This is a genomic window from Paucibacter sp. KBW04 (genome assembly GCF_003852425.1).
Classification (GTDB): domain Bacteria; phylum Pseudomonadota; class Gammaproteobacteria; order Burkholderiales; family Burkholderiaceae_C; genus Paucibacter_A.
On record NZ_QAJN01000014.1, the window covers coordinates 169,547 to 195,914 of the forward strand.

Annotated in this window: 26 protein-coding genes; 12 read left to right on the forward strand and 14 right to left on the reverse strand. The window is 63.9% G+C overall.

The window, feature by feature from the left end; genetic code table 11:
• Nucleotides 1-5: 5 nt before the first annotated feature.
• The 5 genes from nadD to DBR47_RS17695 are packed head-to-tail and all read right to left on the reverse strand — an operon-like array spanning nucleotide 6 to nucleotide 4,234.
• On the reverse strand, nucleotides 6-644 hold the full coding sequence (nadD, locus tag DBR47_RS17675; RefSeq protein WP_370454933.1) for a nicotinate-nucleotide adenylyltransferase: 639 nt from the start codon (nucleotides 642-644) through the stop codon (nucleotides 6-8).
• Nucleotides 641-1,594, reverse strand: a complete 954-nt coding sequence (hemF, locus tag DBR47_RS17680; protein WP_124452456.1) for an oxygen-dependent coproporphyrinogen oxidase — start codon at nucleotides 1,592-1,594, stop codon at nucleotides 641-643. The genes nadD and hemF overlap by 4 nt, the downstream gene beginning before the upstream one ends.
• The gene (locus DBR47_RS17685) at nucleotides 1,591-2,235 is read right to left on the reverse strand and encodes a 1-acyl-sn-glycerol-3-phosphate acyltransferase (protein WP_124452458.1); all 645 of its coding nucleotides are present in this window, start codon (nucleotides 2,233-2,235) and stop codon (nucleotides 1,591-1,593) included. Before DBR47_RS17685 ends, hemF begins: the two co-directional genes overlap by 4 nt.
• A complete protein-coding gene (gene purD, locus DBR47_RS17690; protein WP_124452460.1) occupies nucleotides 2,232-3,512 on the reverse strand; it encodes a phosphoribosylamine--glycine ligase in 1,281 nt (426 codons plus the stop codon). Before purD ends, DBR47_RS17685 begins: the two co-directional genes overlap by 4 nt.
• Complete coding sequence (locus DBR47_RS17695; protein WP_124452462.1) at nucleotides 3,509-4,234, reverse strand: YebC/PmpR family DNA-binding transcriptional regulator; 726 nt, start codon at nucleotides 4,232-4,234, stop codon at nucleotides 3,509-3,511. The genes purD and DBR47_RS17695 overlap by 4 nt, the downstream gene beginning before the upstream one ends.
• Nucleotides 4,235-4,324: 90 nt before the next feature.
• On the opposite strand from DBR47_RS17695, the gene DBR47_RS17700 reads away from it, so the two are divergent.
• The 6 genes from DBR47_RS17700 to DBR47_RS17725 all read left to right on the forward strand — a co-directional run bounded on the left by DBR47_RS17700 (nucleotide 4,325) and on the right by DBR47_RS17725 (nucleotide 11,398).
• On the forward strand, nucleotides 4,325-5,878 hold the full coding sequence (locus tag DBR47_RS17700) for a helicase HerA-like domain-containing protein (RefSeq protein WP_124452464.1): 1,554 nt from the start codon (nucleotides 4,325-4,327) through the stop codon (nucleotides 5,876-5,878).
• Nucleotides 5,879-6,034: 156 nt separating this feature from the next.
• Nucleotides 6,035-6,577, forward strand: coding sequence for a DUF6622 family protein (locus tag DBR47_RS17705; RefSeq protein ID WP_124452466.1), 543 nt, complete (start codon nucleotides 6,035-6,037; stop codon nucleotides 6,575-6,577).
• An 18-nt stretch (nucleotides 6,578-6,595) separates the two neighbouring features.
• Nucleotides 6,596-7,765: a sensor histidine kinase gene (locus tag DBR47_RS17710; RefSeq protein ID WP_231512368.1), complete on the forward strand. Its 1,170-nt coding sequence runs from the start codon at nucleotides 6,596-6,598 to the stop codon at nucleotides 7,763-7,765.
• Nucleotides 7,762-8,619 carry a LytTR family DNA-binding domain-containing protein gene (locus DBR47_RS17715; RefSeq protein ID WP_124452468.1) on the forward strand — a complete coding sequence of 286 codons (858 nt, stop codon included), beginning with the start codon at nucleotides 7,762-7,764 and terminating at the stop codon, nucleotides 8,617-8,619. The genes DBR47_RS17710 and DBR47_RS17715 overlap by 4 nt, the downstream gene beginning before the upstream one ends.
• Before the next feature lie 57 nt (nucleotides 8,620-8,676).
• Nucleotides 8,677-9,486, forward strand: coding sequence for a MipA/OmpV family protein (locus DBR47_RS17720; RefSeq protein ID WP_124452470.1), 810 nt, complete (start codon nucleotides 8,677-8,679; stop codon nucleotides 9,484-9,486).
• 115 nt (nucleotides 9,487-9,601) lie between these two features.
• Nucleotides 9,602-11,398, forward strand: coding sequence for a glutamine--tRNA ligase/YqeY domain fusion protein (locus tag DBR47_RS17725; RefSeq protein WP_124452472.1), 1,797 nt, complete (start codon nucleotides 9,602-9,604; stop codon nucleotides 11,396-11,398).
• 155 nt (nucleotides 11,399-11,553) lie between these two features.
• Here the strand turns inward: DBR47_RS17725 and DBR47_RS17730 are convergent, their stop codons facing one another.
• A complete protein-coding gene (locus DBR47_RS17730) occupies nucleotides 11,554-11,790 on the reverse strand; it encodes a hypothetical protein (RefSeq protein ID WP_124452721.1) in 237 nt (78 codons plus the stop codon).
• A 281-nt stretch (nucleotides 11,791-12,071) separates the two neighbouring features.
• Nucleotides 12,072-13,499: an ATP-dependent RNA helicase DbpA gene (gene dbpA / locus DBR47_RS17735; protein WP_124452474.1), complete on the reverse strand. Its 1,428-nt coding sequence runs from the start codon at nucleotides 13,497-13,499 to the stop codon at nucleotides 12,072-12,074.
• Between the two features lie 316 nt (nucleotides 13,500-13,815).
• Here dbpA and DBR47_RS17740 point away from each other — a divergent pair, with 316 nt between their 5' ends.
• Nucleotides 13,816-15,510, forward strand: a complete 1,695-nt coding sequence (locus tag DBR47_RS17740) for an ATP-binding protein (RefSeq protein ID WP_231512369.1) — start codon at nucleotides 13,816-13,818, stop codon at nucleotides 15,508-15,510.
• A 14-nt stretch (nucleotides 15,511-15,524) separates the two neighbouring features.
• Here the strand turns inward: DBR47_RS17740 and DBR47_RS17745 are convergent, their stop codons facing one another.
• Genes DBR47_RS17745 through DBR47_RS17760 form a run of 4 tightly spaced genes read right to left on the reverse strand, consistent with a single transcriptional unit; the run spans nucleotide 15,525 to nucleotide 19,326 of the window.
• Nucleotides 15,525-15,914: a translation initiation factor Sui1 gene (locus DBR47_RS17745; protein WP_197047139.1), complete on the reverse strand. Its 390-nt coding sequence runs from the start codon at nucleotides 15,912-15,914 to the stop codon at nucleotides 15,525-15,527.
• A gap of 27 nt (nucleotides 15,915-15,941) precedes the next feature.
• Complete coding sequence (locus DBR47_RS17750) at nucleotides 15,942-16,928, reverse strand: tRNA-dihydrouridine synthase (protein WP_231512370.1); 987 nt, start codon at nucleotides 16,926-16,928, stop codon at nucleotides 15,942-15,944.
• Nucleotides 16,925-17,434, reverse strand: a complete 510-nt coding sequence (locus DBR47_RS17755) for a M48 family metallopeptidase (protein WP_124452478.1) — start codon at nucleotides 17,432-17,434, stop codon at nucleotides 16,925-16,927. Before DBR47_RS17755 ends, DBR47_RS17750 begins: the two co-directional genes overlap by 4 nt.
• On the reverse strand, nucleotides 17,431-19,326 hold the full coding sequence (locus DBR47_RS17760) for a M3 family metallopeptidase (protein ID WP_124452480.1): 1,896 nt from the start codon (nucleotides 19,324-19,326) through the stop codon (nucleotides 17,431-17,433). Before DBR47_RS17760 ends, DBR47_RS17755 begins: the two co-directional genes overlap by 4 nt.
• Before the next feature lie 218 nt (nucleotides 19,327-19,544).
• Between DBR47_RS17760 and DBR47_RS17765 the strand changes: the two genes are divergently transcribed.
• Nucleotides 19,545-20,393 carry a hypothetical protein gene (locus DBR47_RS17765; RefSeq protein WP_124452482.1) on the forward strand — a complete coding sequence of 283 codons (849 nt, stop codon included), beginning with the start codon at nucleotides 19,545-19,547 and terminating at the stop codon, nucleotides 20,391-20,393.
• Nucleotides 20,394-20,401: 8 nt separating this feature from the next.
• Here the strand turns inward: DBR47_RS17765 and DBR47_RS25380 are convergent, their stop codons facing one another.
• Entirely contained in the window at nucleotides 20,402-21,976 is a 1,575-nt protein-coding gene (locus DBR47_RS25380) for a methyl-accepting chemotaxis protein (RefSeq protein ID WP_124452484.1), read from the reverse strand.
• 168 nt (nucleotides 21,977-22,144) lie between these two features.
• Here DBR47_RS25380 and DBR47_RS17775 point away from each other — a divergent pair, with 168 nt between their 5' ends.
• The 4 genes from DBR47_RS17775 (at nucleotide 22,145) to DBR47_RS17790 (ending at nucleotide 25,188) form a co-directional block, all read left to right on the forward strand.
• On the forward strand, nucleotides 22,145-22,507 hold the full coding sequence (locus DBR47_RS17775) for a 2Fe-2S iron-sulfur cluster-binding protein (protein WP_124452486.1): 363 nt from the start codon (nucleotides 22,145-22,147) through the stop codon (nucleotides 22,505-22,507).
• 171 nt (nucleotides 22,508-22,678) lie between these two features.
• Nucleotides 22,679-23,269, forward strand: a complete 591-nt coding sequence (locus DBR47_RS17780; protein WP_124452488.1) for a 1-acyl-sn-glycerol-3-phosphate acyltransferase — start codon at nucleotides 22,679-22,681, stop codon at nucleotides 23,267-23,269.
• Nucleotides 23,266-23,508 (forward strand): VF530 family DNA-binding protein, encoded by a 243-nt coding sequence (locus DBR47_RS17785; protein WP_124452490.1) that lies wholly within the window; start codon nucleotides 23,266-23,268, stop codon nucleotides 23,506-23,508. Before DBR47_RS17780 ends, DBR47_RS17785 begins: the two co-directional genes overlap by 4 nt.
• Nucleotides 23,509-23,670: 162 nt before the next feature.
• A complete protein-coding gene (locus DBR47_RS17790; protein ID WP_124452492.1) occupies nucleotides 23,671-25,188 on the forward strand; it encodes a BCCT family transporter in 1,518 nt (505 codons plus the stop codon).
• Between the two features lie 76 nt (nucleotides 25,189-25,264).
• Here DBR47_RS17790 and minE read toward each other — a convergent pair whose 3' ends face one another.
• Both minE and minD read right to left on the reverse strand, forming a co-directional pair.
• On the reverse strand, nucleotides 25,265-25,525 hold the full coding sequence (minE, locus tag DBR47_RS17795; RefSeq protein ID WP_124452494.1) for a cell division topological specificity factor MinE: 261 nt from the start codon (nucleotides 25,523-25,525) through the stop codon (nucleotides 25,265-25,267).
• Nucleotides 25,526-25,537: 12 nt separating this feature from the next.
• Nucleotides 25,538-26,353, reverse strand: coding sequence for a septum site-determining protein MinD (gene minD, locus DBR47_RS17800; RefSeq protein ID WP_124452496.1), 816 nt, complete (start codon nucleotides 26,351-26,353; stop codon nucleotides 25,538-25,540).
• Nucleotides 26,354-26,368 lie beyond the last annotated feature (15 nt).

Below are 26,368 nucleotides of genomic sequence, written 5' to 3' on the forward strand. Positions count from 1 at the left end.
TTGCGCTAGTCCTGGTAAAGACGGTGCTGGGCAATATACCCTGCGACCGCCTCGCCCACCAAGGGGCGGATGTCCTCAGCGCGGGCAGCCATCTCGCGCACTTGGGTTGATGAAACACGTGTCAAAGGCATGGCCAGTCGCTGCACGGTTTGAGCGGCGCCCGAAGGCAGCCCCTGCAAATACTCTTGTACTTCGGCCGAAGCCTGAATCTCTTGATCGGCGCGTGCCGCCACCGCCACCGTCACCAGGCGCAGCAGCTCGCGCCAGTCCCGCCAGGTGTGTAAGCGCTCGTATTGGTCTTGGCCAATGACCAGAAACAGCTGCTCGCCCGGGTGGGCGGCCAGGCGGGCCCGCACCGTGTCGATGGTGTAGCTGGCGCCGTCACGCTCCAGTTCGCTGTCGTCCACCACGAAACGCGGCTCGCCCTGCACCATCAGCGCCACCATGGCGCGTCGATGCTCGGGCGAGGCCAGGCCGCGACCGCCTTTTTGAGCCAGTTTCTGCCAAGGCCGCCCGGCGGGCAGCCACAGCAAACGATCCAGCTGCAACTGCTGCAAAGCGCATTGCGCCAAGCTCAGATGGGCCAGATGAACCGGGTCAAAACTGCCGCCGAACAAGCCTGTTCTTGTGGACTTGTTCGTCACAACCATAGATGGGTCGCCGACTCATGGGCCCAGTCGCGCGGGCGCAGGAAGTCGCTGTAGAGCTTGGCCTCCTGCGTGCCGGCCTCGGGCTCCCATTGATAGCGCCATTTGACGATGGGCGGCATGGACATCAGGATGGACTCGGTGCGCCCACCCGACTGCAGGCCGAACAAGGTGCCCCGGTCAAAGACCAGATTGAACTCGACGTAACGACCCCGGCGATAGGCCTGGAAGTCACGCTCTCTCTCGGTATAGGCCAGGCCTTGGCGGCGCTCCACAATCGGAAAATAGGCGGGCACAAAGGCATCGCCCACATCGCGCAGCATGGCGAATGCCGCGTCGAAACCGCCAGCGTCCTCCGGCACCGAGAAGTCATCGAAAAAGATACCGCCAATGCCGCGCGGCTCATTGCGATGTTTCAGGAAGAAGTACTCATCGCACCAGGTTTTGAAGCGCGGGTAGAGGGCCTCGCCATGCGGCTTCAAGGCCGACTCGCAGACCCGGTGGAAATGTTGCGCATCCCGCTCAAAGCCGTAGTAAGGCGTGAGATCCATGCCGCCGCCAAACCAGACCACCGGCTCGGCATCGGCCGGCAGGGCCGCGAACATGCGCACATTCATATGCACGGTGGGCACAAAAGGATTGTGCGGATGGATCACCAGGGACACACCCATGGCCTCAAACGGCGCCCCCGCCAGCTCGGGCCGGTGCTGGGTGGCCGAGGGAGGCAAGACCCGACCCCGCACATGCGAGAAATTGACCCCGCCGCGCTCGAACACGGCGCCGCCTTCGATCAATCGACTCAGGCCATCGCCCTCCAGGCGGCCACCGGGCTCACGCGTCCAGCCGTCACTGAGGAACTCGTTGCCATCGGCCCTTTGCAGGGCGCTCACGATGCGAGACTGCAAGTCCAGCAGGTACTCACGCACCCTCAGGGTGTTGATCGTCATGATTTCATCCTTATCGGACTGGCCAATGCTGGCTTGTAGCCGTGCGAAGCGCTGAAAGTCTCGGCCATCAGCGCCAGATCGACAAGCGGGTCGCCACTCAGCATCAAGAATTGACGCAGGCAAATCGTCTTGCTGCTGTAGTCCAGATAGGCCAGGCCAGCCGGCACCTGCGCTTGCAAGGCCACCTGGTAGGCGCCCGAGCGCCAGCCCTGAGCCAAGGCGCGCGTGCCTTCCGGCGCCATGGCCAGCCAGAACATCTCGCCTCGCGCTTGCGCGGCCTGCATGTCTCGCACGGTATCGCGCACCAGGCCTTGCGGGCTGTCCCGCCTGACCGCCACACCACCGAGCCAGCGCACCCAGGCGCCGAACAGGGGCAGTTTGAACAAGCTGTCCTTGGCCCAGAAGCGCAGTTGCAAGCCCAGCGCCCATTTGGCCAGGATGCCGACCACGAAATCCCAGTTCGAGGTGTGGGGGTAGACCAAGATCACCCCTTGCTTGCCGGGCAGGCCGTCAAAGTCCAGGCGCCATCCAGCCAGGCGCAGCAAAAGCCGCGCCCAGGCACTGCCCTGTGGACGCAGGCATTGCTCGCTCTCGCGGGCCGCGAACAAGCGCGGCATCGTCTGGCTGGCGCTTTGGGTCAACGCTTCACCGCGCGGTGGCCGATGTCCTGGCGGTACTGCTTGCCGTCGAACTGGATCTTGACCACGGTATCGTAGGCCAGTTGCTGGGCCGTGCGCACCGACTCGCCCAGCGCCGTGACGCAGAGCACACGGCCACCCGAGGTCTGCAAAGCGGTCTCGGTCTTGGTGGTGCCGGCATGGAAGACCATCACGTCTTCCGCGTCGGCCGGCAGGCCACTGATGGCGTCACCCTTGCGGGGGCTGAGCGGATAGCCTTCGGCCGCCAGCACCACACCCAGGGCCACGCGACGGTCCCATTGCAGCTCGACCTGGTCCAGCGTGCCATCGGTGGCGTGCAACAAGACCTCCAGCAGATCGCTCTTCAAGCGCATCATGATGGGTTGGGTCTCGGGGTCACCCATGCGGGTGTTGAACTCCACCGTGCGCGGCTGGCCGTTGGCGTCGATCATCAGACCGGCATACAAGAAGCCGGTGAAGGGGATGCCGTCGCGCGCCATGCCCTGGATGGTGGGCATGATGATCTCGTGCATGGTCTTGGCATGCACATTGGGGGTGACGATGGGCGCAGGCGAGTAAGCGCCCATGCCGCCCGTGTTCGGGCCTTCGTCGCCATCCTTCAGGCGCTTGTGATCCTGGCTGGTGGCCAGCGAGACCACATTCTTGCCGTCGCACAGCACAATGAAGCTGGCTTCCTCGCCCTGCAGGAACTGCTCGATGACAACGCGCGCGCCACCGGCGTTGTGCACCACACCTAGCTTGTTATCTGCCAGGATCCAGTCGATGGCCTCATGCGCCTCGGCCAGGGTCATGGCCACGACCACGCCCTTGCCCGCCGCCAGACCGTCGGCCTTGATGACGATGGGGGCGCCCTTCAGATCCACATAAGCATGGGCCGCAGCGACATCGTCAAAGGTCTCGTATTCCGCCGTGGGAATGCCGTGACGCTTCATGAAGTCCTTGGCGAAAGCCTTGCTGGACTCCAGCTGAGCGGCCGCCTTGCTGGGGCCAAAGATGCGCAGGCCGCGCGCACGGAACTCGTCCACCACACCGGCGGCCAGATAGGCCTCGGGGCCGACCACGGTCAGGCCGATCTTGTTTTCGATCGCGAACTCGGCCAGTTCCTTGACGTCGGTGATGGGGACGTTCTTCAGGCGTGAATCACGCGCCGTGCCGCCATTGCCCTGCGCCACAAACACCTGACTCACCCGAGCGGCTTGCGCCAGCTTCCATGCCAGCGCGTGCTCGCGCCCGCCATTGCCCAGAACCAAAACCTTCATTCGTTGATGCTCGCATTGTGGAAGACGTCTTGCACGTCATCCAGGTCTTCCAGCACGTCGAGCAGCTTTTGCATGCGCGTCGCGTCCTCACCTGTCAGCTCGATGGTGTTCTCGGCCCGCATGGTCACCTCGGCCATCTCGGCCTTGAAGCCCGCGGCCTCCAGCGCTTCCTTGACCGCTTCAAACTCGGTCGGCGGTGTCAGCACCTCGATGGCGCCATCGTCGTCGGTGATCACATCGTCGGCGCCCGCTTCCAGGGCCACTTCCATGATCTTGTCTTCATTGCTGCCGGGGGCAAACACCAGCTGGCCGCAATGTTTGAACTGGAAGGACACCGAACCATCGGTACCCATATTGCCGCCGTACTTGCTGAAGGCATGGCGCACCTCGGCCACCGTGCGGACCTTGTTGTCCGTCATGGTGTCGATCATGATGGCCGCGCCACCGATGCCATAGCCCTCGTAGCGAATCTCTTCGTAGCTGATGCCGTCCAGATTGCCCGAGGCCTTGTCGATGTTGTACTTGATGCGATCGGCCGGCATATTGGCGGCCTTGGCCTTTTCGACCGCCAGACGTAGGCGGGGGTTGTCCTTGACGTCGGGGCCGCCTTGACGGGCTGCGACCGTGATTTCACGGATGATGCGTGTCCAGATCTTGCCGCGCTTCTCGTCTTGCCGGCCCTTGCGATGCTGAATATTGGCCCACTTGGAATGACCCGCCATAAGGCTCCTGCTCCTGCTGCTGCAAGCCGCCACGGGCTTGCACTTTAGTTGGTTAGACTGCGATTTTAGCTTTGCGCGACGCACCCCACCATGTCCGACCCGATTCTGCTGGCTCGCCACGACAACACCGAGTGCTTTTTGCTCCCCGCCCTGGCCAATCGCCACGGCCTGATCACGGGCGCCACCGGCACCGGCAAGACCATCAGCCTGCAGACCTTGGCCGAGAACTTCAGCCGCCTGGGCGTGCCGGTTTTCATGGCCGATGTGAAGGGCGACCTGACTGGAATCTCGCAGCCAGGCGCCCCCAGCCCCAAGCTGCTGGCCACCTTGAAAGAGCGTGGCATCGAAGCCCCCAGGGCGCTGGCCTGCCCCACCACCTTGTGGGATGTGTTCGGCGAACAAGGCCACCCGGTGCGCGCCACCGTCTCCGATATGGGCCCCCTGCTGCTGGCCCGCATGCTGGCCCTGAACGAGACGCAGCAAGGCGTGTTGCAGCTGGTCTTCAAGATCGCCGATGACAACGGCCTGCTCTTGCTGGACCTGAAAGACCTGCGCGCCATGCTGCAGTATGTGGGCGACAACGCCAGCCAGTTCACCACCGAATACGGCAATGTCTCGGCCGCCAGCATAGGCGCCATCCAGCGTGGCCTCTTGCAGATCGAGACCCAGGGCGGCGACCAGTTCTTCGGCGAGCCCATGCTGAACATCGCCGACTTCATGCAGACCGAGGGTGATCTGGGTGTGATCAACATCCTGGCCGCCGACAAGCTGATGAACGCGCCGCGGCTCTACGCCACCTTCCTGCTGTGGATGCTGTCCGAGCTGTTCGAGCAGCTGCCCGAAGTGGGCGATCTGGAAAAACCCAAGCTGGTGTTCTTCTTCGACGAGGCCCATCTTTTGTTCAAGGATGCGCCCGCCGCCTTGGTTGAGCGCATCGAGTTGGTGGTGCGACTGGTGCGCTCCAAGGGCGTGGGCGTGTATTTCGTCACCCAGAATCCGCTGGATATTCCCGACACCGTGCTGGGCCAGCTCGGCAACCGGGTGCAGCACGCCCTGCGCGCCTTCACCCCGCGGGATCAAAAAGCCGTCAAAGCGGCGGCGGACACCATGCGCGCCAACCCTGGCCTGGACATCGCCACGGCCATCACCGAGCTGGGCGTGGGCGAGGCCCTGGTCAGCCTGTTGGACGAAAAAGGCCGCCCCAGCATGACCGAACGCGTGTTTGTGCTGCCTCCGGGCAGCCAGATTGGGCCCATCACGCCCGAGCAGCGCCAGGCCTTGATCAAGAACTCCCTGGTCGCCGGCGTCTACGAAAAAACGGTGGACCGGGAGTCGGCCTTTGAGCGCCTCAAGGGGCGGGTCGAAGGGCAAGCCGCCAATTCAGGCGGCAGCATGGCCGATGAAGCCACGGGCGCGGCACGTGCCCCCCTGCCCGGCGGCGCCGCCCCCACCGAAGCGGGCGGCGGGCTCTTGGACGGTTTGAAGGATGTCTTGTTCGGCAGCACCGGCCCGCGCGGCGGTCGCCACGAAGGCCTGGCCGAGACGGCGGCCAAATCGGCCATACGCGCCATGAGCTCCACGGCGGGCCGCGAGATCATCCGCGGTGTGCTGGGCAGCATTCTGGGCGGGGGCAAGAAGCGCTGATCGCGGCGACCGTTCGCGACCATTCGCGCCCACGACCAGCGATTCGCGCCGCAGCGAGGCTCTTGGTCGCAAGCGGCTTTGGATTCGGCGCGGGGTTTTGCATGATGAAGTCATTCCCGCTTCAGTCATCCCACCCCTTCTGACAGGACTCGCATCATGCAAAGCAGCAACAGCCCCCTCCTCGCCATCCTCGGCCACGTCCCGCTGTGGGTCTGGGCCATCCTGGCCTTGCTCTTGGCCCTGGGGCTGAAGCAGAGCCGGGATCAGCACCTGCCGCGCGCCCGCCTAGCCTTGCTGCCCATGATCTGGCTGGCCTACGGCGTCTGGGGCGTGCACAGCGCCTTCGGGGCCAGCGCCCACACCCTGCTTGCCTGGGCCCTGGCTCTGATCGTTTCACTCAAGCTCATGCGCGAACTCGGCGCGCCCGCCGGCAGCCGGTTTGACAGTGCAAGCCAGCAATTCTTTGTTCCGGGCAGCTGGCTGCCGCTGGCGGTGATGCTGAGCTTGTTCTGCGCCAAGTTCGCCTTGGGGCTGAGCCTGGCCCTGCGGCCGGAACTGGCGGCCAACAGCGTCGTGGCCATGGGCTTTAGTGCCTTGTTCGGCGCCCTGAGCGGCTGCTTGCTGGGCCGCGCCCGCAATATCCTGGGCCTGCAGCGCTTGAGCTCCGGCCAAGCCACGCTGACGCCAGCCCCCCTCTGAACCCGACTCCCGCGCGCCATGAAGCTCCCCAACACGGACCACTCTTTCAGGGCTTTTGGCGCCTTGGGCAGCAACGAGGCGGCGCAGATCACCTACAAGCAGTGGCTGCTGCGCCAGGCGCGCATCGTGCTGATCATCTCCCTGGTGCTGGCCACCTTGATGCGGGTGCTGGCGGGGCAGGCCTTCATCCCCTCGTTCTTGTTTTGCCTGTGCATCTCGATCTGCTGCTCCAGCCTGATCCAGACCATGAGCTATGGCGCCACCTGGCTGATCAACCGCTGGCGCGGGCCCGAGGCCGAGCAGGCCAGCTGGCCCGGCTGGCCCTTGATGCTGGTCTGCCTGATCGTGGGCAGCACCTTGGGCTATGGCCTGGGCAATGAGCTGGGGCGCTGGCTCACCGGCATCGAGTCGGTCGGCATTCTGCGCGCCGGCCCAAAGCAAGGCCTGAGCATGGTGCTGCTGTCCCTGCTGCCCGGTCTGGCGGTGACTTACTTCTTCGTCAACCGCACCCGCTTGCAAGCCGCCCAGGTACAGGCCCAGACGGCCCAGCGTCAGGCGGCCGAGCATCAGCTGCGCCTGCTGGAGTCCCAGCTGGAGCCGCATATGCTGTTCAACACCCTGGCCAATCTGCGGGTGTTGATTGCCCTGGACCCGCAGCGCGCCCAGGCCATGCTGGACCAGCTGATCGCTTTCTTGCGCGCCACCTTGACGGCCTCGCGCGCAAGCACCCACAGCCTGCGCGAAGAGTTCGCCCGCCTGCAGGACTATCTGGCCCTGATGCAGATCCGCATGGGCGCCCGCCTGCGACCCTCGCTCGACCTGCCCGCCGATTTGTCCGAGCTGCAAATGCCCCCTCTGCTGCTGCAAGCTCTGGTGGAAAACGCCATCAAACACGGGCTGGAGCCCAGCATCGAAGGCGGCGAGCTACACATCAGCGCCCGCCTGCAAGGCCAGGGCGATGCGGCCCAGCTGCTGCTGGAGGTGCGCGATGGCGGCGTCGGCCTGGCCTCGCGCTCGCCCAGTTCAGCCGGCACTGGCTTCGGACTGCACCAGGTGCGCGAGCGCCTGCAGACCCAGTTCGGCCCGGCCGCCAGCTTCCAGCTGACCCCGCGCAGCGATGGCCAAAGCGGCAGCCTGGCCAGCATCCGCATGCCGATTCAAACCACCACCCCCGCGCGCCCCGCATGAACACTCCGCAACGCCCCACCGCCCTGATCGCCGAAGACGAAGGTCTGTTGGCCGAGAATCTGCGCCAGGAATTGGCCAAGCTCTGGCCGGCGCTGGAAATCGTGGCCATGGCCCCGCATGGCCAGGCTGCACTGGACCTGGCCCTGCGCCATCGGCCCGATCTGTGTTTTCTGGACATCCGCATGCCCGGCCTGAGCGGCCTGGAAGCCGCCGCCGCCCTGGCCGAGGATTGGCAAGAAGGCCCCGGCGCCGAGCGCCCCTTCCCCTTGCTGGTCTTCGTCACCGCCTACGACCAATATGCTTTGCAAGCCTTCGAGCTGGCGGCGGTGGACTATGTGCTCAAACCCGTGCAGCCCGAGCGGCTGGCCCAGACCTGCCAGCGCCTGCAGCAGGCCCTGAACCAACGCCAAGCGCCGAGCCAGGCAGCCAGCGCCAGCGATGCGCCCGAGCTGCAGGCCGCCGTGGAGCAGCTGCGCCGTCTGCTGGGTGCGCCTCAAGCCCCAGCAAGTGCGGCGAGCCCGGCGGCGGCGCCCCTGCGCCTGCTGCAGGTCAGCGTGGGCAATCAGATCCTGATGGTGCCGGTGGACGAGGTCATCTACTTCGAGGCGGCCGACAAATACGTGCGGGTCATCACCGCAAGCAAGGAGCACCTGATCCGCATCTCGCTGCGCGAGCTGCTGCCCCAGCTGGACGGCCAACGCTTCTGGCAGGTGCACCGCAGCCTGGTGGTGCGCAGCGACGCCATCGCCCGCGCCGTGCGCGACGAGGCCGGCAAGATCAGCCTGCATCTGCATGGCAGTGCAGAGAAGTTGGCCGTCAGCCGCATGTACGCGCATTTATTCAAAGGCATGTAATCGCGAAGCCAAGAACGGCCACAATGCAGGCCTTCTCCAACTTTGCCTGCCGCTCCCATGAAGCTTGCCAACACCAAAGCCTTGTCCACGCTGGGCCTTGCCGGGCTCTTGCTGGCCTTGAGTACCACCGCCCAAGCCCAAGCCTTTGATGCCTTCCGCAACTACGGCGCCAAGATCAACGAAGACGGCGGCACCATGGGCGCAGGCGCCTTCTACGGCAATAAGTACCGGGGCTCCAAGGACCAGGAATGGCGTGTGCTGCCCCTGCTGGACTACCGCTGGGCCAATGGCTTTTTCGCCGGCACCCGCAACGGCCTGGGCTATGACTTCTCGCGCAGCGAGGGCGAGCAGTACGGCCTGCGCATCACCGCCGATCTGGGCCGTGACGAGACCGACAACCCGCGCCTGACGGGCCTGGGCGACATCCAGATCCGCCCCGAGATCGGCGGCTTCTTCAACTACAGCCTGGGCCAGGGCCTCAGCTTCACCAGCTCTCTACGCTACGGCTCCGGCAATGACCGCAAAGGCCTGGTGGCCGATCTGGGTCTGAGCTATTTTCGGCCACTCACGCAACAGCTCTACCTGGGCTTTGGCGGCGGCTTGACTGTGGTCAACAGCAGCTATATGCAGGAGTACTTCGGCGTTTCAAGCGCCCAGGCCGCCAGCAGCGGTTTGAAAGCCACCGAGGCCAAGGCCGGTGTGCGCGATGTGCGCGCCAATGTCTTGCTGAGTTACTACCTGAGCCAGCGCATGGGCGTCTCATTCGGCCTCTCGGCCAGCCAGCTGCAAGGCGATGCCAAGAACAGCCCGGTCACCGAGAAGAGCACCAGCGTCAGCGCCCTGGGCGGTTTCAGCTACACGTTCTAAGCCATTCCCTCGGGAATTCGTCGCTGCGCCGGGGTTGCCCCCTGGCGCACCGATAAAATCACTCGCTTCAATTCATTCCAAACCAGCGGCCGACCCCGGTCGCTCTGACCATCCGATGTCCCATCCCACCGAAGACGCTCTCAAGCCCAGCAATTTCCTGCGCGCCATCATCGAACGCGACCTGGAGCAAGGCAGTCTGCAGGGACGTCACTTCGCCGGCACGCCGGGCGATGCGGCCCACCACGAGGCCGGCCCGCTGGACCCCGCCAAGATCCGCACCCGTTTCCCGCCCGAGCCCAATGGCTATCTGCACATCGGCCACGCCAAAAGCATCTGCCTGAACTTCGGCCTGGCGCGCGATTACGGCGGCATCTGCCATCTGCGTTTTGACGACACCAATCCTGAGAAAGAAGAGCAGGAGTACGTCGACGCCATCAAGGAGATGGTGAGCTGGCTGGGCTGGAAATGGGATGTCGCCGACGCGGCCGGCCACAACACCTCGCACCTGTTCTACGCCAGCAATTACTTCGACTTCATGTACCGCGCCGCCGAGTATCTGGTGAGCGCCGGCCTGGCCTATGTGGACGAGCAAACGCCCGAGCAGATGCGCGTCAACCGGGGTGACTTCTCCACCCCCGGCACCGACAGCCCTTTCCGCAGCCGCTCGCCCGAAGAAAACTTAGCCCGCCTGCGCGAGATGAAGAACGGCGTCCATCCGGACGGCGCCATGGTGCTGCGCGCCAAGATCGATATGGCCTCGCCCAATATCAATCTGCGTGACCCGGCGCTCTATCGCATCCGCCGCGCCACCCACCACAACACCGGCGACACCTGGTGCATCTACCCGATGTACACCTTTGCCCATCCCATCGAGGACGCACTGGAACGCATCACCCACAGCGTCTGCACGCTGGAGTTTGAAGACCAGCGCCCCTTCTACGACTGGCTGCTGGGCAAGCTGGCCGAGGGCGGCCTGCTGGCCCATCCCCTGCCGCATCAGTACGAATTCGGCCGCCTCAACCTCACTTACGTCGTCACCTCCAAGCGCAAGCTGCGCCAGCTAGTGGATGAAGGCCATGTGAAGGGCTGGGACGACCCGCGCATGCCCACCCTGGTCGGCATGCGCCGCCGCGGCTACACGCCCGAGAGCATCCGTGCCATGGTCGAAGCCACCGGCGTGACCAAGAGCAATGCCTGGCTGGACTACTCGGTGCTGGACGGCTGCCTGCGTACCGACCTCGAAGGCAAGGCTGCCCGCGCCAGCGCCGTGTTGGACCCGCTCAAGCTCAAGCTGACCAACTGGGCGGAGCTGTTTGGCAGCGAAACTCATCGTGAAGCCTGCAGCGCCCCGGCCCACCCGCATCACCCCGAGATGGGTCTGCGCCAGTTCACGCTGGGCCCCGAGGTCTGGGTGGAGCAGGAAGACTTCATGGAAGTGCCCAGCAAGGGCTATCACCGCCTGTTTCCGGGCAACAAGACCCGCCTGAAATACGGCTATGTGATCGAGTGCACCGGCTGCGAGAAAGACGCAGACGGCAAGGTCACGGCCGTGCTGGCCACCGTCGTGCCCGACACCAAGAGCGGCACACCGGGTGCGGACAGCATCAAGGTCAAGGGCGTGATCACCTGGGTGGGCGCGCATGAGGCCGTCGCGGCCGAAGTGCGGCTGTATGACCGCCTCTTCACCACCGCCCAGCCGGGCGCGGGTGAGATCGATTTCCTCACGGAGATCAATCCGGCCAGCTGCAAGATCGTGCAAGCCTATCTGGAGCCCTCACTGGCCCAGTGGCCGGCGGCGCAACAGGTGCAGTTCGAGCGTCACGGCTATTTCGTCAGCGACCGAGAGGATCACCAGGCCGACAAGCCGGTCTTCAACAAGATCACCGGTCTGCGCGACGGCTGGGGCAAGTAAGCAAGCCCAGCGTCGCCAAGGTGGTGCAGGGCAAGACTTGACCCCGCTGCGCTGACCTTCTTCTTTCTTTCCGATGCCGAGGCCTTGCGCCTCGGCATTTTTCTTTGCATGCCTGAAATGGGCTGCCCGGCCTTTCGGCAGGGCAGCGCGGCAGCTCAAGCCGGGTCGCAAGCCTGCACCAGGGGTGCGGCGTACTCGCGTCCCACCACGGCGCGGGCGAAGAGGTAGTTTTCCAACGCCTTCGCGCTCAGCGCATCCAACTGCACATCGCCATGGGCGTTGCAGGGAAAGGCCAGGGCCTTGCCGGTGTGAAACAAGGATTGGAAGCGCAACTCAAACTGGCTCGCCTCGCGGGCATCACGTGGCTTTGGGGTGTTCAACTGCAGGTCCATGCTGTTCTCCAACGATGTCACCATATTCAAGGGCTCCATGCTTCAAGACTAGGCCCCAGATGAGGGGGAAACCATGTGCAAAGGTCTCGAAATGAGGTCAGACAAAAGCCCCAATCACACTAGGACTTGCGCTGACATCAATAAATCACGAAAGAGACGCTGCACTGCTACAACGCGAACGCTGCATCTTCGGTTGATCCCCGCTGCGCGAGGGACAGTTTGGGAAGAGGCCCGACTCTAGATTCAAAAGTGCTGGGCCTCGTGACCAGCCACTCGGCGGCTCAGCCGAGCTCAACCAGATCGGCCATACGGCGCACCTTGACCTTGCGGCCCTTGAGCTTGCCGTTGGACAGGCGCTTGACGGCCTCGCGCGCGATCTCGCGCGACACCGCCACATAGCTGTGGAACTCGGTGATATTGATCTTGCCGATCTGCTCGGCCTTGAAGCCAGCCTCGCCGGTCAAGGCGCCCAGGATGTCGCCGGGGCGGATCTTTTCCTTGCGTCCACCGAGGATCTGCAAGGTGTCCATGGGCGGCAGCAGCGGGCCACCCGCAGCCGGCTGCAAATCCTCCAGCTTTTGCCACTTGAACTCGCGGCCCAGCATTTGCTCGATGCGGCCGACCCGGCCCATCTCGTCCAAGCTGGCCAGGCTCAGGGCCAGGCCTTCGGCGCCGGCGCGGCCGGTGCGGCCGATGCGGTGCACATGCACCTCCATATCGGGCGTCATCTCCACATTGATGACGCACTCCAGCTGGGCAATGTCCAGGCCACGCGCCGCCACATCGGTGGCCACCAGCACGGAGCAGCTGCGGTTGGCGAACTGGATCAGCACCTGATCGCGGTCACGCTGCTCCAGATCGCCGTGCAAGGCCATCGCGATCAAGCCCTGGGCCTGCAGGACATCGACCAAGTCGCGGCACTGCTGCTTGGTATTGCAAAAGGCGATGGTGCTGGCCGGGCGGAAATGCGCCAGCAGCTGCGAGACCGCATGCAAGCGCTCTTCCTCGCGCACCTCAAAAGCCAGCTGGCGGATTTGCGACGGAGCTTGGGTCGTCGCCGCGGGAGACAGTTTGACCTCCTTGGGCTCGCGCATGAACTGGGCGCTGAGCTTGGCGATGCCTTCGGGGTAGGTGGCCGAGAACAGCAGGGTCTGGCGCTTCTTGGGTGCTTGCTTGGCGACGGTGAGGATGTCGTCGAAGAAGCCCATGTCCAGCATGCGATCGGCCTCGTCCAAGACCAAGGTGTTGAGCGACTTCAGGTCCAGGCTGCCGCGCTCCAGATGGTCCATCACCCGGCCGGGCGTGCCCACGGCGATATGGCAGCCAAAGCCCAGGCTGTCCATCTGGGGCTTCATGGGCGTGCCGCCGCACAGGGTCAGAATTTTGATGTTGTCGGCCGCGCGGGCCAGGCGACGCAGCTCCTGCGTCACCTGATCGGCCAATTCGCGGGTGGGGCACAGCACCAGGGCCTGCACATTGAAACGCTCGGCATCCAGGCGATGCAGCAGGGAAAGGGCAAAGGCGGCGGTCTTGCCGCTGCCGGTCTGGGCCTGGGCGATCAGGTCATGCCCCTCCAGGGCCAGAGGCAGGCTGGCGGCCTGGATGGGCGTCATCTGCGTATAGCCCAGCTGGGCCAGATTGGCCTGCATGGCGGGGCTCAGCGAGAGTTGAGCGAAGGAGAGTTTGTCTATCGATTGGGGGGCGTTCATCGATGGATTATCCCAGCATGCCCGCAAGACGCGGTCTGGAAGGGGCGTCGCCACCACAAAGTCGGCCCAAACACGGCAGGCCAGGCCTGCAAATCAAACAGCTCTGGCTATCATCCCAAGAACAATTTCAGACCGCGCACAAAGGCGGTTAGCAATCGCTTCGCCCTCCAGCAGATCCCAAACCCCCAAGCCCCCGCAAGCGCCGCGACCGTCAAGGGACGATATGCCAGACGCCGACCTCGAGATTTCGACGCACAAGCAGCAAGATTCGAAAATTGAAGCCGAAGCGCATGCGCAGCACTTGCAGCGTCGCGTGATGCTGAGCGCATTGGCCGCCATCCTGCTCTTGTGGCTCGCGGTCAGCGCCCTGCTCCTGCTGCGAAGGCAGGAAGCCATCGACGGCCAGTTCCAGCAAAACGCCAATCTCGCCCGCGCCTTTGAGGAGCAGACCTTGCGGGTGCTGGAGGCCGCCAATCAGGCCACTTTGCGCGCCCGCGATGGCATAGCCGCCGGCCATGGCGAATCCTCCGAGCTGGTGCGTTTTGCCAACGAGACGGGGCTCGCACCCAAGATCCTGGCCCAGCTTTCCTGGGTGGACAACAACGGCCATCTCGTCGCCAGCAATCTGGACCCAAAGGCATGGAGTGCAAAGGGGCTGGATCTTTCCGCGCGCGATCACATCCGGGTCCACCTCGCGCCGCAAAGCCTGCCAGAGCAGGCTCGCTTGAGTGAACCCGATGCGCTCTATATCGGCAGGCCCGTGCTCGGCAAGGTGTCGAACAAATGGACCATACAGCTCTCCAGGCGTGTTGCCGATGCGCAAGGCCGCTTGCTGGGTGTGGTCGTAGCCTCGCTCGATCCCAGCTATTTTGAGGACGTGTTCCGTCGGGTTGACCTGGGTCGCACAGGCGGTGTGACCTTGATCGGCCAGGATTTGCTCATACGCTCCCGCGTCATTGGGGGCGCGGTCGCCAAACAAGGCGGCAGCTTTCCGCCGCACTCAGTCTTTGCTCAACAAGCCTTGGGCAAGCAAGAAGCTCGTTTGATTGGCATTGGCACGGTCGACGGCATTGATCGCTTGATCACGTCCAGACATATCAGCCCCTACCCTCTGTATCTGCTGATCTCCGTCGGCCGGGAGGAGGCTTTGGCGCGCTGGCACGACGCCACCGTGGCCACCCTGGTGCTGAGCTTGCTGCTCAGTCTTTTGATCGCGGGCGCGGCAGCCGGTTTGATCGCCAGCCTGCGCCGCCAGGAACGCAGCGCCGCCGCCTTGCGCCGCAGCGAAGCCCAGGCCCAGGCGGCCAATCAGGCCAAGAGCGAGTTCCTCACCGCCATGTCGCATGAGTTGCGCACGCCCTTGACCAGCATCCGTGGCTTTGCCGAATTGATGGAGCAGCGCCTGGAGGACCCAAAATTCCGCAAGCAGGCCGGCCTGATACGCAAGGGCGCCGAGCACCTCAGCACCTTGCTGACCGAAATCCTCGACCTAGCCAAGGTCGAGGCCGGGGGCATGACGCTGAACCAGGACTTGGTCAACCCAGCTGAAATCGTGCAAGGCTGCGCGGACTTCTTCGCCCTCTCGGCCGCCAACAAAGGGCTGGAACTGAAGATCCAAGTCGACGAGCACTTGCCCGCCAGCCTCAGCTGCGACGGCCTAAGGCTCAAGCAAATCCTCAACAATCTTCTGTCCAACGCCATCAAGTTCACCGTGCAGGGCGGCGTGACGCTGTCGGCTCAAGTGCAGGCGGGGCGCATCGACTTTCATGTGGACGACACGGGGCCGGGCATTCCAGCAAGTTTGCAGCAGCGCATCTTCGAGAAGTTTCGCCAGGCCAATGATCAGGTCAGCACCCAACACGGGGGCACCGGCCTGGGCCTGGCCCTGTCGCGCGGCCTGGCCGAGCTGATGCAAGGTGAATTGACGGTGAGCTCAGTGCCTGGACAAGGTTCGCGCTTCACCCTGAGCCTGCCTATCGCGCCCGCAGCCGCAGAGCAGCCTGAGGCCTAAGCCCGGCGCTGCACTCAGCCGCCCGCCTGTTTCACCGTCCAAGTGCCCTTTTTCTTCAGCAGCTCGATCACCCGCTCGCGGTGGTCGCCCTGCACCTCGATCACCCCGTCTTTGACCGTGCCGCCCGAGCCGCAGGCGGTCTTCAACTCCTTGCCCAGGGCCACCAGGCCTGCCTCGTCCAGGGGCACGCCCTTGACCAGGGTGACACCCTTGCCCGCCCGTCCCTTGGTCTCGCGGGAGACGCGCACGATGCCATCGCCCTTGGGCAGCACTGGGCGGCCGCAGCGGCAGTCCGCCTTGGCCTGGCGGCAAGTTGGGCAGGTGCGGCCACTGTCGGTGGAATAGACCAGACCGGTCAGCTGGCCCAGAGCACCCAGGCCGGACAGAGGTTTATTGGATTTCATGAGATCAAAAAAAGAATAGTGAGGGACTCAGTCCACCAAGGCACAGAGTTCGGCCTCGGCGTGCTCAGTCTGCGGCGGCTCCACGCCGCGGCCAAACATCTGCGCGTGCAGATCGGCCGCCTCGTTGACCGTGCGCAGGCGCAAATAGGCTTCCTCGGCCTCCGGGTAGTGGCGGCGCAGATAGTGCAGCCATTGCTTGAGCCGGCCGGCCTGGTGGCGGGCGGCCACGTTTTGGCGCACCTGCAAAAAGAAGATTTCCATCAAGGGCAGCAGCTCGGGCCAAGTCAGCGCGGGCGCAGCCGGTGAGCGAATCGCCAGGGCCAGGCCCGGGTTGGCCACCATGCCACGGCCCAGCATCAAGTCCTGGCAGCCGCTTTGTGCACGCGCCGCTTGGGCGTCCGCCGGCGTCCAAATCTCGCCATTGGCCACCACGCCTACCCCCACATTCGCACGCACCTCGGCAATGCGATCCCAGTAGGCCGGGGGTTTGTAGCCATCGGCCTTGGTCCGGGCGTGGATGACCAATTCCTCCGCCCCACCCGCCACCATGGCCTGGGCGCAGTCCAGGGTGCGGTGGCTGTCCATATAGCCCAGGCGCATCTTGGCGGACAAGGGCATGCCCGCAGGCATGGCACGGCGCACGGCGGCGACGATCTCGTAGATCAGCTCGGGCTCGTCCAGCAGAACCGCGCCACCGCGATGGCGGTTCACGCATTTGGCTGGGCAGCCGAAATTCAGGTCGATGCCCGCCGGCCCCAAGGCCGCCAGCTTGGCCGCGTTCTCGGCCATGCAGACGGGGTCGGAACCCAACAACTGCGCCCGCACCGGCACGCCCGCGGCCGTCAGCCCGCCGTTCAGCAGCTCGGGCACGATGCGGGTGAAGACGCGGTTAGGCATCAACATATCCGTGATGCGTATGAACTCGGACACGCAGCGGTCGACGCCGCCCACCCGGGTCAAGGCATCGCGCAGCATGTGGTCGAGCAAGCCCTCCATGGGCGCAAGCAGAATCATTTGCAAGCCTCGGCCGCGAGCAAGTCCAGATGCGTCATGTACAGGCGCAGATCAAACTCCAGCTGGCCGTAGTTGGGCGCCATGTGATGGCAGAGCTGGTAGAAGGCCTTGTTGTGCTCCTGCTCCTTCAGGTGCGCCAACTCGTGCACCACGATCATCTTCAGAAACTCAGCCGGCGCCTCGCGAAACAAGGTGGCGACGCGAATCTCCCGCTTGGCCTTGAGCTTGGATCCTTGCACTCTGGAAGCGCGGGTGTGCGTGCCCAGGGCATGCTGGATGACCTTGAGCTTGGCGTCAAAACACACTTTGTTGAGCGGCTCGGAGCTGCGCAGATAACGCGTTTTCAGCGCCTGCGTGTACTCGAACAAGGCCGAGTCGCTGCGCACCTCGTTGGCCTCGGGGTAACGGCGCGCCATGGTCTCACCCAGGCGGCCGGCATCGATGATCTGGCGGACTTGGGCTTGCAGCTCGGGCGGGTAGCCGTTCAGGTACTTCAGGGAATTCACGAGGCGGAAACTGTTTCTGGCTGGCGGGGGAAGTGCTGAGCCACCCAGGCCTCGAAAGCCTGGCACATGGCCTCGTCACCGCCCGAATTGTCCGCGATCAGCTCGGCCCCATGCACCAGGCGGATGTGCGCGGCCAGATCATCGGCCGGCTTCAGCGCGATTTGTTCACGCTGCGCGGCCGCCGCCATGCAGGCCTGCGCCTGGGCCCAGGCCTCCTCCACCGACTCGTTGCAGGCCTCGGCCAGGTAGCGGGCCGAGAAGCCCTCGCCGGTGAGGCTGCGCAGGGTGGCGTCGTGATCGATGCTATTGCCCGGCACCCAGTAATGCTGGCAAAGCGCAGGGCCTATGGCCGGGTTGTCGGTCAAAAACCCCTGCTCGCGCAGGAAGAAGGCGCGGGTCTGGTAGACCGCCATATGGGCCAGCAGATAGCCCTGGTAAGAGGCGGCCGACTCCTGATTGAGCAGGTGCGGGATGGCCAACATGGGCCGAGGGCTGACCACGCCCAAGACCCGCAACTCGGTGGCGCGGGCCAGGTTGAGCACGGTCTCGGCCGTCAACTCCTCATCGCTCAAGGCGTACAAGGCCGCTTCAAAGTAGGGCACGACGGCGATGGAGCGCTCCTCAAAAGCTCGCAGCGGCTGGCTGCTGGCGATGCGCGCCTGGATCAAATCGTCGGGCATGGCCTCGCCGGCGGCATTGCGGGCATAACGCTTGAGCCAGTCGGCATCATTCAAGAGGCTGTCGCAGAACATGGACTGGGTCTCGGCATAGGCCATGGAGGTCGGCGCGAACTCCTGGGCAAAGCAAGGCGAGTTCTGCGCCACATTGGACATATGGGCCGCATGCCCGCCCTCGTGGAACAAGGTGTTGATGCCGCGCAGGCCGCTGCCCATTTGATCGGGCTTAGCCGTGGCGGTGAAATTGACCGCTGCGGCCACCCACTCGCCGCGCTCGTTCACATAGCAGGGCACGGGGCTGTGGCAGAAACCGTTTTGATACTTGCCCGGCCGCTCCAGCAGGTCCAGCTGCAAGGTGGCGCCGCGGTACTGGATGCCCAGGCGCTTGAAACTCTCCACCCAACGCCGCAGGGCGGCGGAGAAAGGCATGTACTCGTCCATGCGCCGCAACACATCGCCCGCGCTGTAGAAGCGCAGATTCCAGGGCTGCAAGGCCTGCATGCCATGCTTGGCGCTCAGCTCTCCATGGGCGCGCTGCTGCGCCGCCTGGGTGCGGGCCACAAAGTCGTCCAGGATGGCCATCAGCTGCTGGGGCGTCATGCGCTCGTTTTTGCGCAGCTTGAGCTCGAAGTAATTCGCAAAACCCAGGGCCCGAGCCAGGCGGTTGCGCAGCTTGACCAGGTCCAGAAAACCATTGGCCAGCACCCAGCGCTCGATCGCTTGCATGCCCTCAAAAGAGCTGCGCCGATGCGCCTCCACCGGATTGCTGGCCGCATTGGTGGCCAGCATGGACAGCGAGGCCACTTCCGACTGGCCATGCTCATTGATGTGACGAATCTCCAGCCCACGCTTCTTGCTGAACAAGGCCGCCTCGGCCTCGATCAAGGCCTGCATCAAGTCACGACCTACGTCGTTGTCGATGATATTGGCCTCGAACAGCGCCAGCCAACCGCGCAATCCATGGCTTAGCGCCGCATATTCAGCGGCCTCGGCGCCAGACGGTTTGTGGTTACCCAAACGCGCCAGATGCGCTCGCGTCTCCTGCAAGGCCTGCGGGTCGGAGATGAAATTTTTGTACGCCGACTCGGCCCTCGCAAAGCCCTCGGCATCCTCGCTGGTGGCCATATAAGTGGACCAAAACAGCAGCTCCTTGCTCTTGTGGACGGCGTTGTAAGCATTGTTGAGCTGATCGAAATAGGCGCGGGCGGCATGCATGGCGTGGCTCTTGTGGAGTCGTCAAAGAGGGCCGCAAGCATAGCGCCAGCCGCTCTTCAAAGCCCAGGACTTGGCACAAGTCCAGCACTTTTTGCGCACAAGCTTATGTGCAGGCACGGTCGGCCGCTCCGACAGAATGCCATGAGCATCTTATTTTTTGCTCGATGAGTAGGCGCAAAAAATGCCGCGCCGATTCACGTCAAATCTCGCTACCCAACATGACACTGCCTCTGAAGACGCTCACGACGGGTCTGCTAGTGCTCAGCCTTTACGGACTTTGGCTCGCCAGCGCAGGTGAAGGCGAAGGCGCCCAAGCCACCGAAAACACCAAGCCAGCGCCGGCCATCGCTCAACAAACAGCGGTGTCCGACCCAGTTGCGCCAACCGCCCCACATGCATCGCCCTCCGTCCCCGCAAGCTCGCATCCCGACACCGAGCCCGAAGTTGCAGGTGCCCGTTCAGCGCTGACATCGGAAAACTATGCCGAGTTGATACGCCAAGCCGCGGAAAGCAAGGACCCCAAGGATTGGCTGGCGGCCGCCAAGAGGATTGCAAATTGCCGATGGGTTCCGCGGCAGCTTGATTTCGTCCACAGCTACAAGGCCGAGCAAGCGCCGGGATCCTTCAACGAAGAGATCACGACGCTTGAAGCGGAAGCCCGCGCCTGCCAAATCTTGGGCAGCCAGCATCTCGCCCTGGAGTTAGACCTTTTGCGGCGGGCACTTGAGCAGCGGGCTCCCGGGGCCGCCCTCAGCCTGGCCACCGCCTTGGGCAGCAAACCCGCGCCCGCGGACAAGGCGCTGGCCTTGCAAGGCTTGCGCTCAGACGCCAGGTCGGCCCACATCGACAGCTTGAATTTTTTGGCAGCCTTTGGCGACCTGCGTTTCAATTTGACGGATGTGGCGCGGCGCAGCTATGTCTTGGTGCTGCAAGCCCTGGGCACGCCCAACAAGCCCTTGCTCAAGCACCACTTTGCAGAAGTCCTGCCCAGCGCTATTGCCAAGGGCCTGCCGGCGCAGCAAGAAGCCGCTGCAGCCGAGCAAGCCCGCCTCATCTTGAGCCAATAAACGGGGGGCTAAGCCCTGGCCGAGCCCAGCTTGAAAACCCCGACCGCCCGCACCAAGTTCTGCGCCTGCTGGCTCAGGCTCTCTGCCGCGGCGGCGGACTCTTCCACCAGGGCCGCGTTTTGCTGGGTGACCTGATCCAACTGGCTCACCGCATCGCTGACCTGGCCTATGCCCGTGGTTTGCTCCAGGGTGGCCGCGCTGATGGCGTTGATCAGCTGCGTCACCTGCTGCACCTGGGCCACGATTTCGCCCATGGTGGCGCCGGCCTCGCCCACCAGGCGGCTGCCGGCATCGACCTTGTCCACGCTATTGCCGATCAAGGCCTTGATCTCCTTGGCCGCCTCGGCGCTGCGCTGGGCCAGGCCGCGAACCTCGCTGGCCACCACCGCGAAGCCGCGGCCTTGTTCGCCGGCGCGGGCGGCTTCGACCGCCGCATTTAGGGCCAGGATATTGGTCTGGAAAGCGATGCTATCGATGACGCCGATGATGTCCGAGATCTTGCGCGACGCATTGTTGATCTCCTCCATGGTGGACACCACATCGCCCACCACCTGGCCGCCACGGCTGGCCACCGCGCTGGCCGCGCTGGCCAAGCCGCTGGCTTGGCGGGCCACATCGGCATTGCTGCGCACGGTGCCTGAAATCTCTTCCATCGAGGCCGCCGTCTGCTGCAGATTGCTGGCCTGCTCTTCGGTGCGCTGTGAGAGGTCGGAGTTGCCGGTGGCGATCTGGCCCGCGCCCATGGCAATGCTGTCGCTGCTGCTGCGCACGGTGCTGACCACGCGGCGCAGTGAGGCCTGCATCTCATGCATGGCCGCGATCACGCTGCCAGGTTGAGCCCGAGAGGTGTCGATTTCGGTCGTCAGATCACCGGCGGCCACCGCCACCGCGACCTTGGCCACATCGGCGGGTTCACCACCGAGCTGGCGGGTCAAATTGCGAGTCAGGACCACGCCTATCGTCACACCCACGGCGAGTCCGCCCAAGGTCAGCAGAATCATCACGCCACGGATGCTGGCGTAGATCTTGTCGGTTTCCTCGTTCAAGGCACTGGCGGTGGCATATTTGCGCTCGACCAGCTTGTCCATCAAGGCATCGGCGCGGTCCCCCGCGTCTCGCGCGCCACTCAGGGTGTTCACCGAGCCCAGGGCCTGGACATGGGCCTCATGACGCAGCTGCTCGACCACCTTGCGTATGCCTTGCTCATACTCCCGCGAAGCCGCCATCGCATCCTTCATCATGGCCTGACCGGCGTCGGTGGCGAAGGTCTTGCGAGCCGTCTCTAGCTCCTCATGCATTTCCTTCAGGTTTTCTTCCACTACGGCCAGCTGGCGGGCGCGCTCTTCGGCCGTGGTGGCGAGAATGGCGCTGCGCACATGGCGGCCGACGGCCAGCAAATGCATATTCGCCTCGGCCGTGTGGCGCAGGCCTACGGTCTCGCGCTCATACATTTGCGAGGCGAGATCGTTCAGCTCGCTGCTTTTCAAAACGCCGTGAGTGCCGATCAGGGCGCCGATGGCCGCCACGATCAGAAAGCCGCCAATCAGCTTGCTGCCGACCTTGAGGCTGTTGAGCCAATTCATGACGAAAACCCCCTGCTACCTACGCTTAGACCTTGGCCTGGACTGCGCTTCGGCTCAAACCAAGCGACCGGTTCGAGACGAAACAGCACACCTCTTCGATGAGGTTTTATGCCTGGAAGTCTGCCTGTTTTAGGCCTTAGCTGTTCCTTTCATTGACGTGAAAAATGCATGACTAATCAGCACAAACCCTCAGGCGAGAAGGAAGCGCGCCTAGCCAGGCCCAAGGCCGGGCCGGCCGGCTTTGAGGCCATCGGCACCGACTACCGCGTCGAGCTGCAGGGCCGGCTTCAAGCCATATTCCGCAGCCCAGCCGGGCAAAGCCTTTTGCAAGCCGCCCTGGCCCAGGGCGTGGCCCTGCCCAGCTCCTGCCGCAACGGCACTTGCCGGGCCTGCCTCTGCAAGCTGGTGGCGGGCGAGATCGCCTACCGCATCGAGTGGCCGGGCCTGTCGCGGGAAGAAAAAGCCGAGGGCTGGATCCTGCCTTGCGTGGCCGAATCACGCAGCGATCTGCGCCTGTTCTTGCCCGGCTGAGGCGCAGCAAAACCGAGCCCGCCGGTCGCGCCAGGCCAAGCGCGGGATAATCGGACCCTGACAAAGGCCCAAGAGCAGCCCGTCTGCTTTGGTCCCCCGGCCCTTGTTTCCCCCTCTCCTTGCCCTGCATCCGGCCCGCACTCCTGTGAACGGGCCGCCTCGAAGTACCTTATGCACAGAACCATTTTCACGACGCCGCTTGTCAACACGGCCCTGCGTGCCTTCTCCCTGGCCTTCCTCAAGCTCAAGGGCTGGAAGCTGGACGGCAGCCTGCCGGCCGGGCAGAACAAATGCGTGTTGATTGCCGCGCCCCACACCAGCAACTGGGACCTGCCCTATACCTTGATGGTGGCCTTTGCCCTACGCCTGAATATTTACTGGATGGGCAAGCGGCAAATCTTTCGTTTCCCTTTTGGCGGCTTGATGCGCTGGTTGGGCGGCATCGAGGTCAATCGCGAGCAGTCCAGCAATCTGGTGGCGGCCTCGGCCGCGGCCCTGGTGGCCGCCGACGGCCCGGTGCAGCTGATCGTGCCGCCCGAAGGCACGCGCAGCAAGACGCGCTACTGGAAGACGGGCTTTTACTGGATCGCCCATACCGCCCAAGTGCCCATCGTGATGGCCTATATGGACTACGAGCGCAAGCTCAGCGGCCTCGGGCCGGTGTTCCAACCCTCGGGCGATGTCGAGGCCGATATGCAGGCCATCAAAAACTTTTACGCCCAGTTCAAGGGCAAGAACTGGCAGCAGTTCGATCACGAATGAATCACAACGCCAAAGACCCTTTGCACGGCCTCACCCTGGAGGCCATCGTCACCGCCCTGGCGGACTATTTCGGCTGGCAGGAGCTGGGCGAGCGCATCGCCATCCGTTGCTTCCAGAGCGACCCCAGCGTTGCCTCCAGCCTGAAATTCCTGCGCAAGACACCTTGGGCCCGCGCCAAGGTTGAAAGCCTTTATCTCTTCATGCTGCGGGAACAAGCGCGGCAAAACGGCGGCCGTTGATACAAAAGGAGTCCCCGCCCACGGTCCGCTAGGAGTCTGCGCATTTTTTTGAATCCGACAACACCCTATTACCTGCCCGCCTCGGCGGCGCATATGCTGGGGCTGTGGTCAATGGGGTCAAGTCTTGCCTTGGCCCCGCTACACCAGAAGAAAGGGCTTGGCATGCAGAAATGGATCTCAGCCGGAACAATCGCCATCGTCGTGTTGTGGGGCTTGATCGCCCCGCAATCCATGTCGGTCTTTTTCAGTGGCGCCTTGGCGCAGGTCACCCGCAACTTTGGCTGGCTGTATTTGTGGATCGTGCTGGGCCTGGTGCTGATGTGCGTGGTGCTGGCTTTCAGCCGCTACGGCCAGCTCAAGCTGGGCAATGAGGACGACGAGCCCGAGTTCTCCGGCAGCGCCTGGTTTGCGATGCTGTTCTCGGCCGGCATGGGCATAGGCCTGGTGTTCTGGGGCGTGGCCGAGCCCATCTCTCACTACGTCAACCCGCCGCCCGGCGTGCTGCCACGCTCGGTGGACGCGGCCAACACGGCCATGCGCTACAGCTTCTTCCACTGGGGCATGCATCCCTGGGCGGTCTACAGCGTGGTGGGCCTGGCCATCGCCTTCTTCCAGTTCCGGCGCAACAAGCCGGCCCTGATCAGCTCGGCCACCGACGCCCTGCCCTGGCACTTCGCCCGCCGCATCGGGCCGCTGGCCAATGTGCTGGCCATCGTGGCCACGGCTTTTGGCGTGGCCGCTTCGCTGGGCGTGGGCGCTTTGCAGATCAATGCTGGCTTGAACCGACTGTTCGGCATGCCGCTGAACTTCAGCTCACAACTGATCATCATCGTGACGACCACCTCGCTCTTCCTGCTCTCGGCCGTCAGTGGCGTGGGCCGGGGCGTGAAATGGTTGTCCAGCGCCAATCTGGTCCTGGCGGCCCTGCTAGCCCTGGCAATTTTGGTGCTGGGCCCCACGGTCGCCATCATCGACACCCTGACCAACACCCTGGGCGCCTACCTGGGCGACTTTGTGCGCATGAGCTTGCGCATGACGCCCTTCCGCGACAGCGAGTGGGTGGGCAATTGGACGGTGTTTTACTGGGCCTGGTGGATCTCCTGGTCGCCTTTTGTGGGCGTCTTCATCGCCCGTGTCTCGCGCGGTCGCACGATTCGGGAATTCATCCTGGGCACGGTGCTGGCCCCCACCCTGGCCGCGGCGCTGTGGTTTTCCATCTTCGGCGGCACCGCCCTGAATCTGGAAATCTTCAAACAGATTCCGATCGCCGATGCCGTCAAGCTTGATGTGGCCACCGCCATGTTCGCCATGTTCGACGCCCTGCCTCTGGGCGGCTTGATGAGCGTGGCGGCCACCATCCTGGTCGCCGTCTTCTTCGTCACCTCGGGCGACTCCGCCACCCTGGTTTTGAGCATGATGAGCAGCGAGGGCAAGCCCGATCCCAGCAATCAGGTCAAGATCATGTGGGGTCTGCTGGTGGCGGCGATTGCGGCCAGCTTGCTGTCGGTGGGCGGGGTGGACGCGGTGCAGACGGCCACCATCGTCTTTGCCCTGCCCTTCTCTGTGGTGCTGATCCTGATCGCCGTCTCGCTATGGCGCGGGGTGCGTGAGGACTACCAGGAGGTCGAGAGGCAAGAGCGCAAGATGCGCCAACGCATGCGGCGCCTGATCGACGAGTAAGCCGGCGACAAAGCAAAAGAAAAGGGCGCCAAGCTATGCAGCTTGGCGCCCCTTTTTTTCGCTCGGCAACGAAGGCCTAGCGGGCCGAATCCGGCAGCTCGATCTTCACCTCCAGCACCTCCAGATCGCCGGAATGCTCGACATTGATCTTGAGGTCCTCGGCCTTGATATTGACGTATTTGGAGATGACGGCGATCAGCTCTTTTTGCAACTGCGGCAGATAGTCCGGCTTGGCCGAACGGCCATTGCGCTCATGCGCCAGGATCAGTTGCAGCCGCTCCTTGGCGACGCTGGCCGTGCTTTTCTTCTCGCCCAGAAAGAAACCTAGAAATCCCATGACCCGCCCTCCTTATTTGCCGCCGAAGAGGCGCTTGAAGAGGCTAGGCTTGACGGCCTCGATGAATCGCATGGGCTTTTCTTCGCCAAGAAAGCGCGACACCACATCCTTGTAAGCCTCGGACACATCGGTGCCCTGCATATGGATGGCGGGCGAGCCTTGGTTGGAGGCTTGCAAGACCACCTCAGACTCCGGGATCACGCCGATCAAGGGCGTGCGCAGGATCTCGTGGATGTCTTCCAGGGACAGCATATGGCCGCCTTCGACCCGGTTGGGGTTGTAGCGGGTGATCAGCAGATGCTCTTTGATCGGCTCCTTACCCTCGATGGCCCGCTTGGTTTTGCTGTTCAGCATGCCCAGGATGCGGTCCGAATCGCGCACCGAGGAGACTTCGGGGTTGGTCACCACCAGGGCCTCGTCGGCAAAGTGCATGGCCATCAGCGCACCGGTCTCGATGCCGGCGGGTGAATCGCAGACGATGTACTCGAAGTCCATGGTCTTGAGCTCTTCCAGCACCCGCTCCACGCCCTCGACCGAGAGCGCGTCTTTGTCGCGGGTTTGCGAGGCGGCCAGGATGTAGAGCTTGTCCAGCTGCTTGTCCTTGATCAGGGCCTGGCTCAGCTTGATCTCGTCGTTGATGACATTGATCAGGTCATAGACCACGCGGCGTTCGCAGCCCATGATCAGGTCCAGATTGCGCAGACCCACGTCAAAGTCGATCACGCAGGTCTTATGGCCGCGCAGGGCCAGGCCTGTTGCAAAACTGGCGCTGGTGGTGGTCTTGCCGACGCCACCCTTGCCCGAGGTCACCACGACTATCTTGGTCATCGAAATCAATCCTTT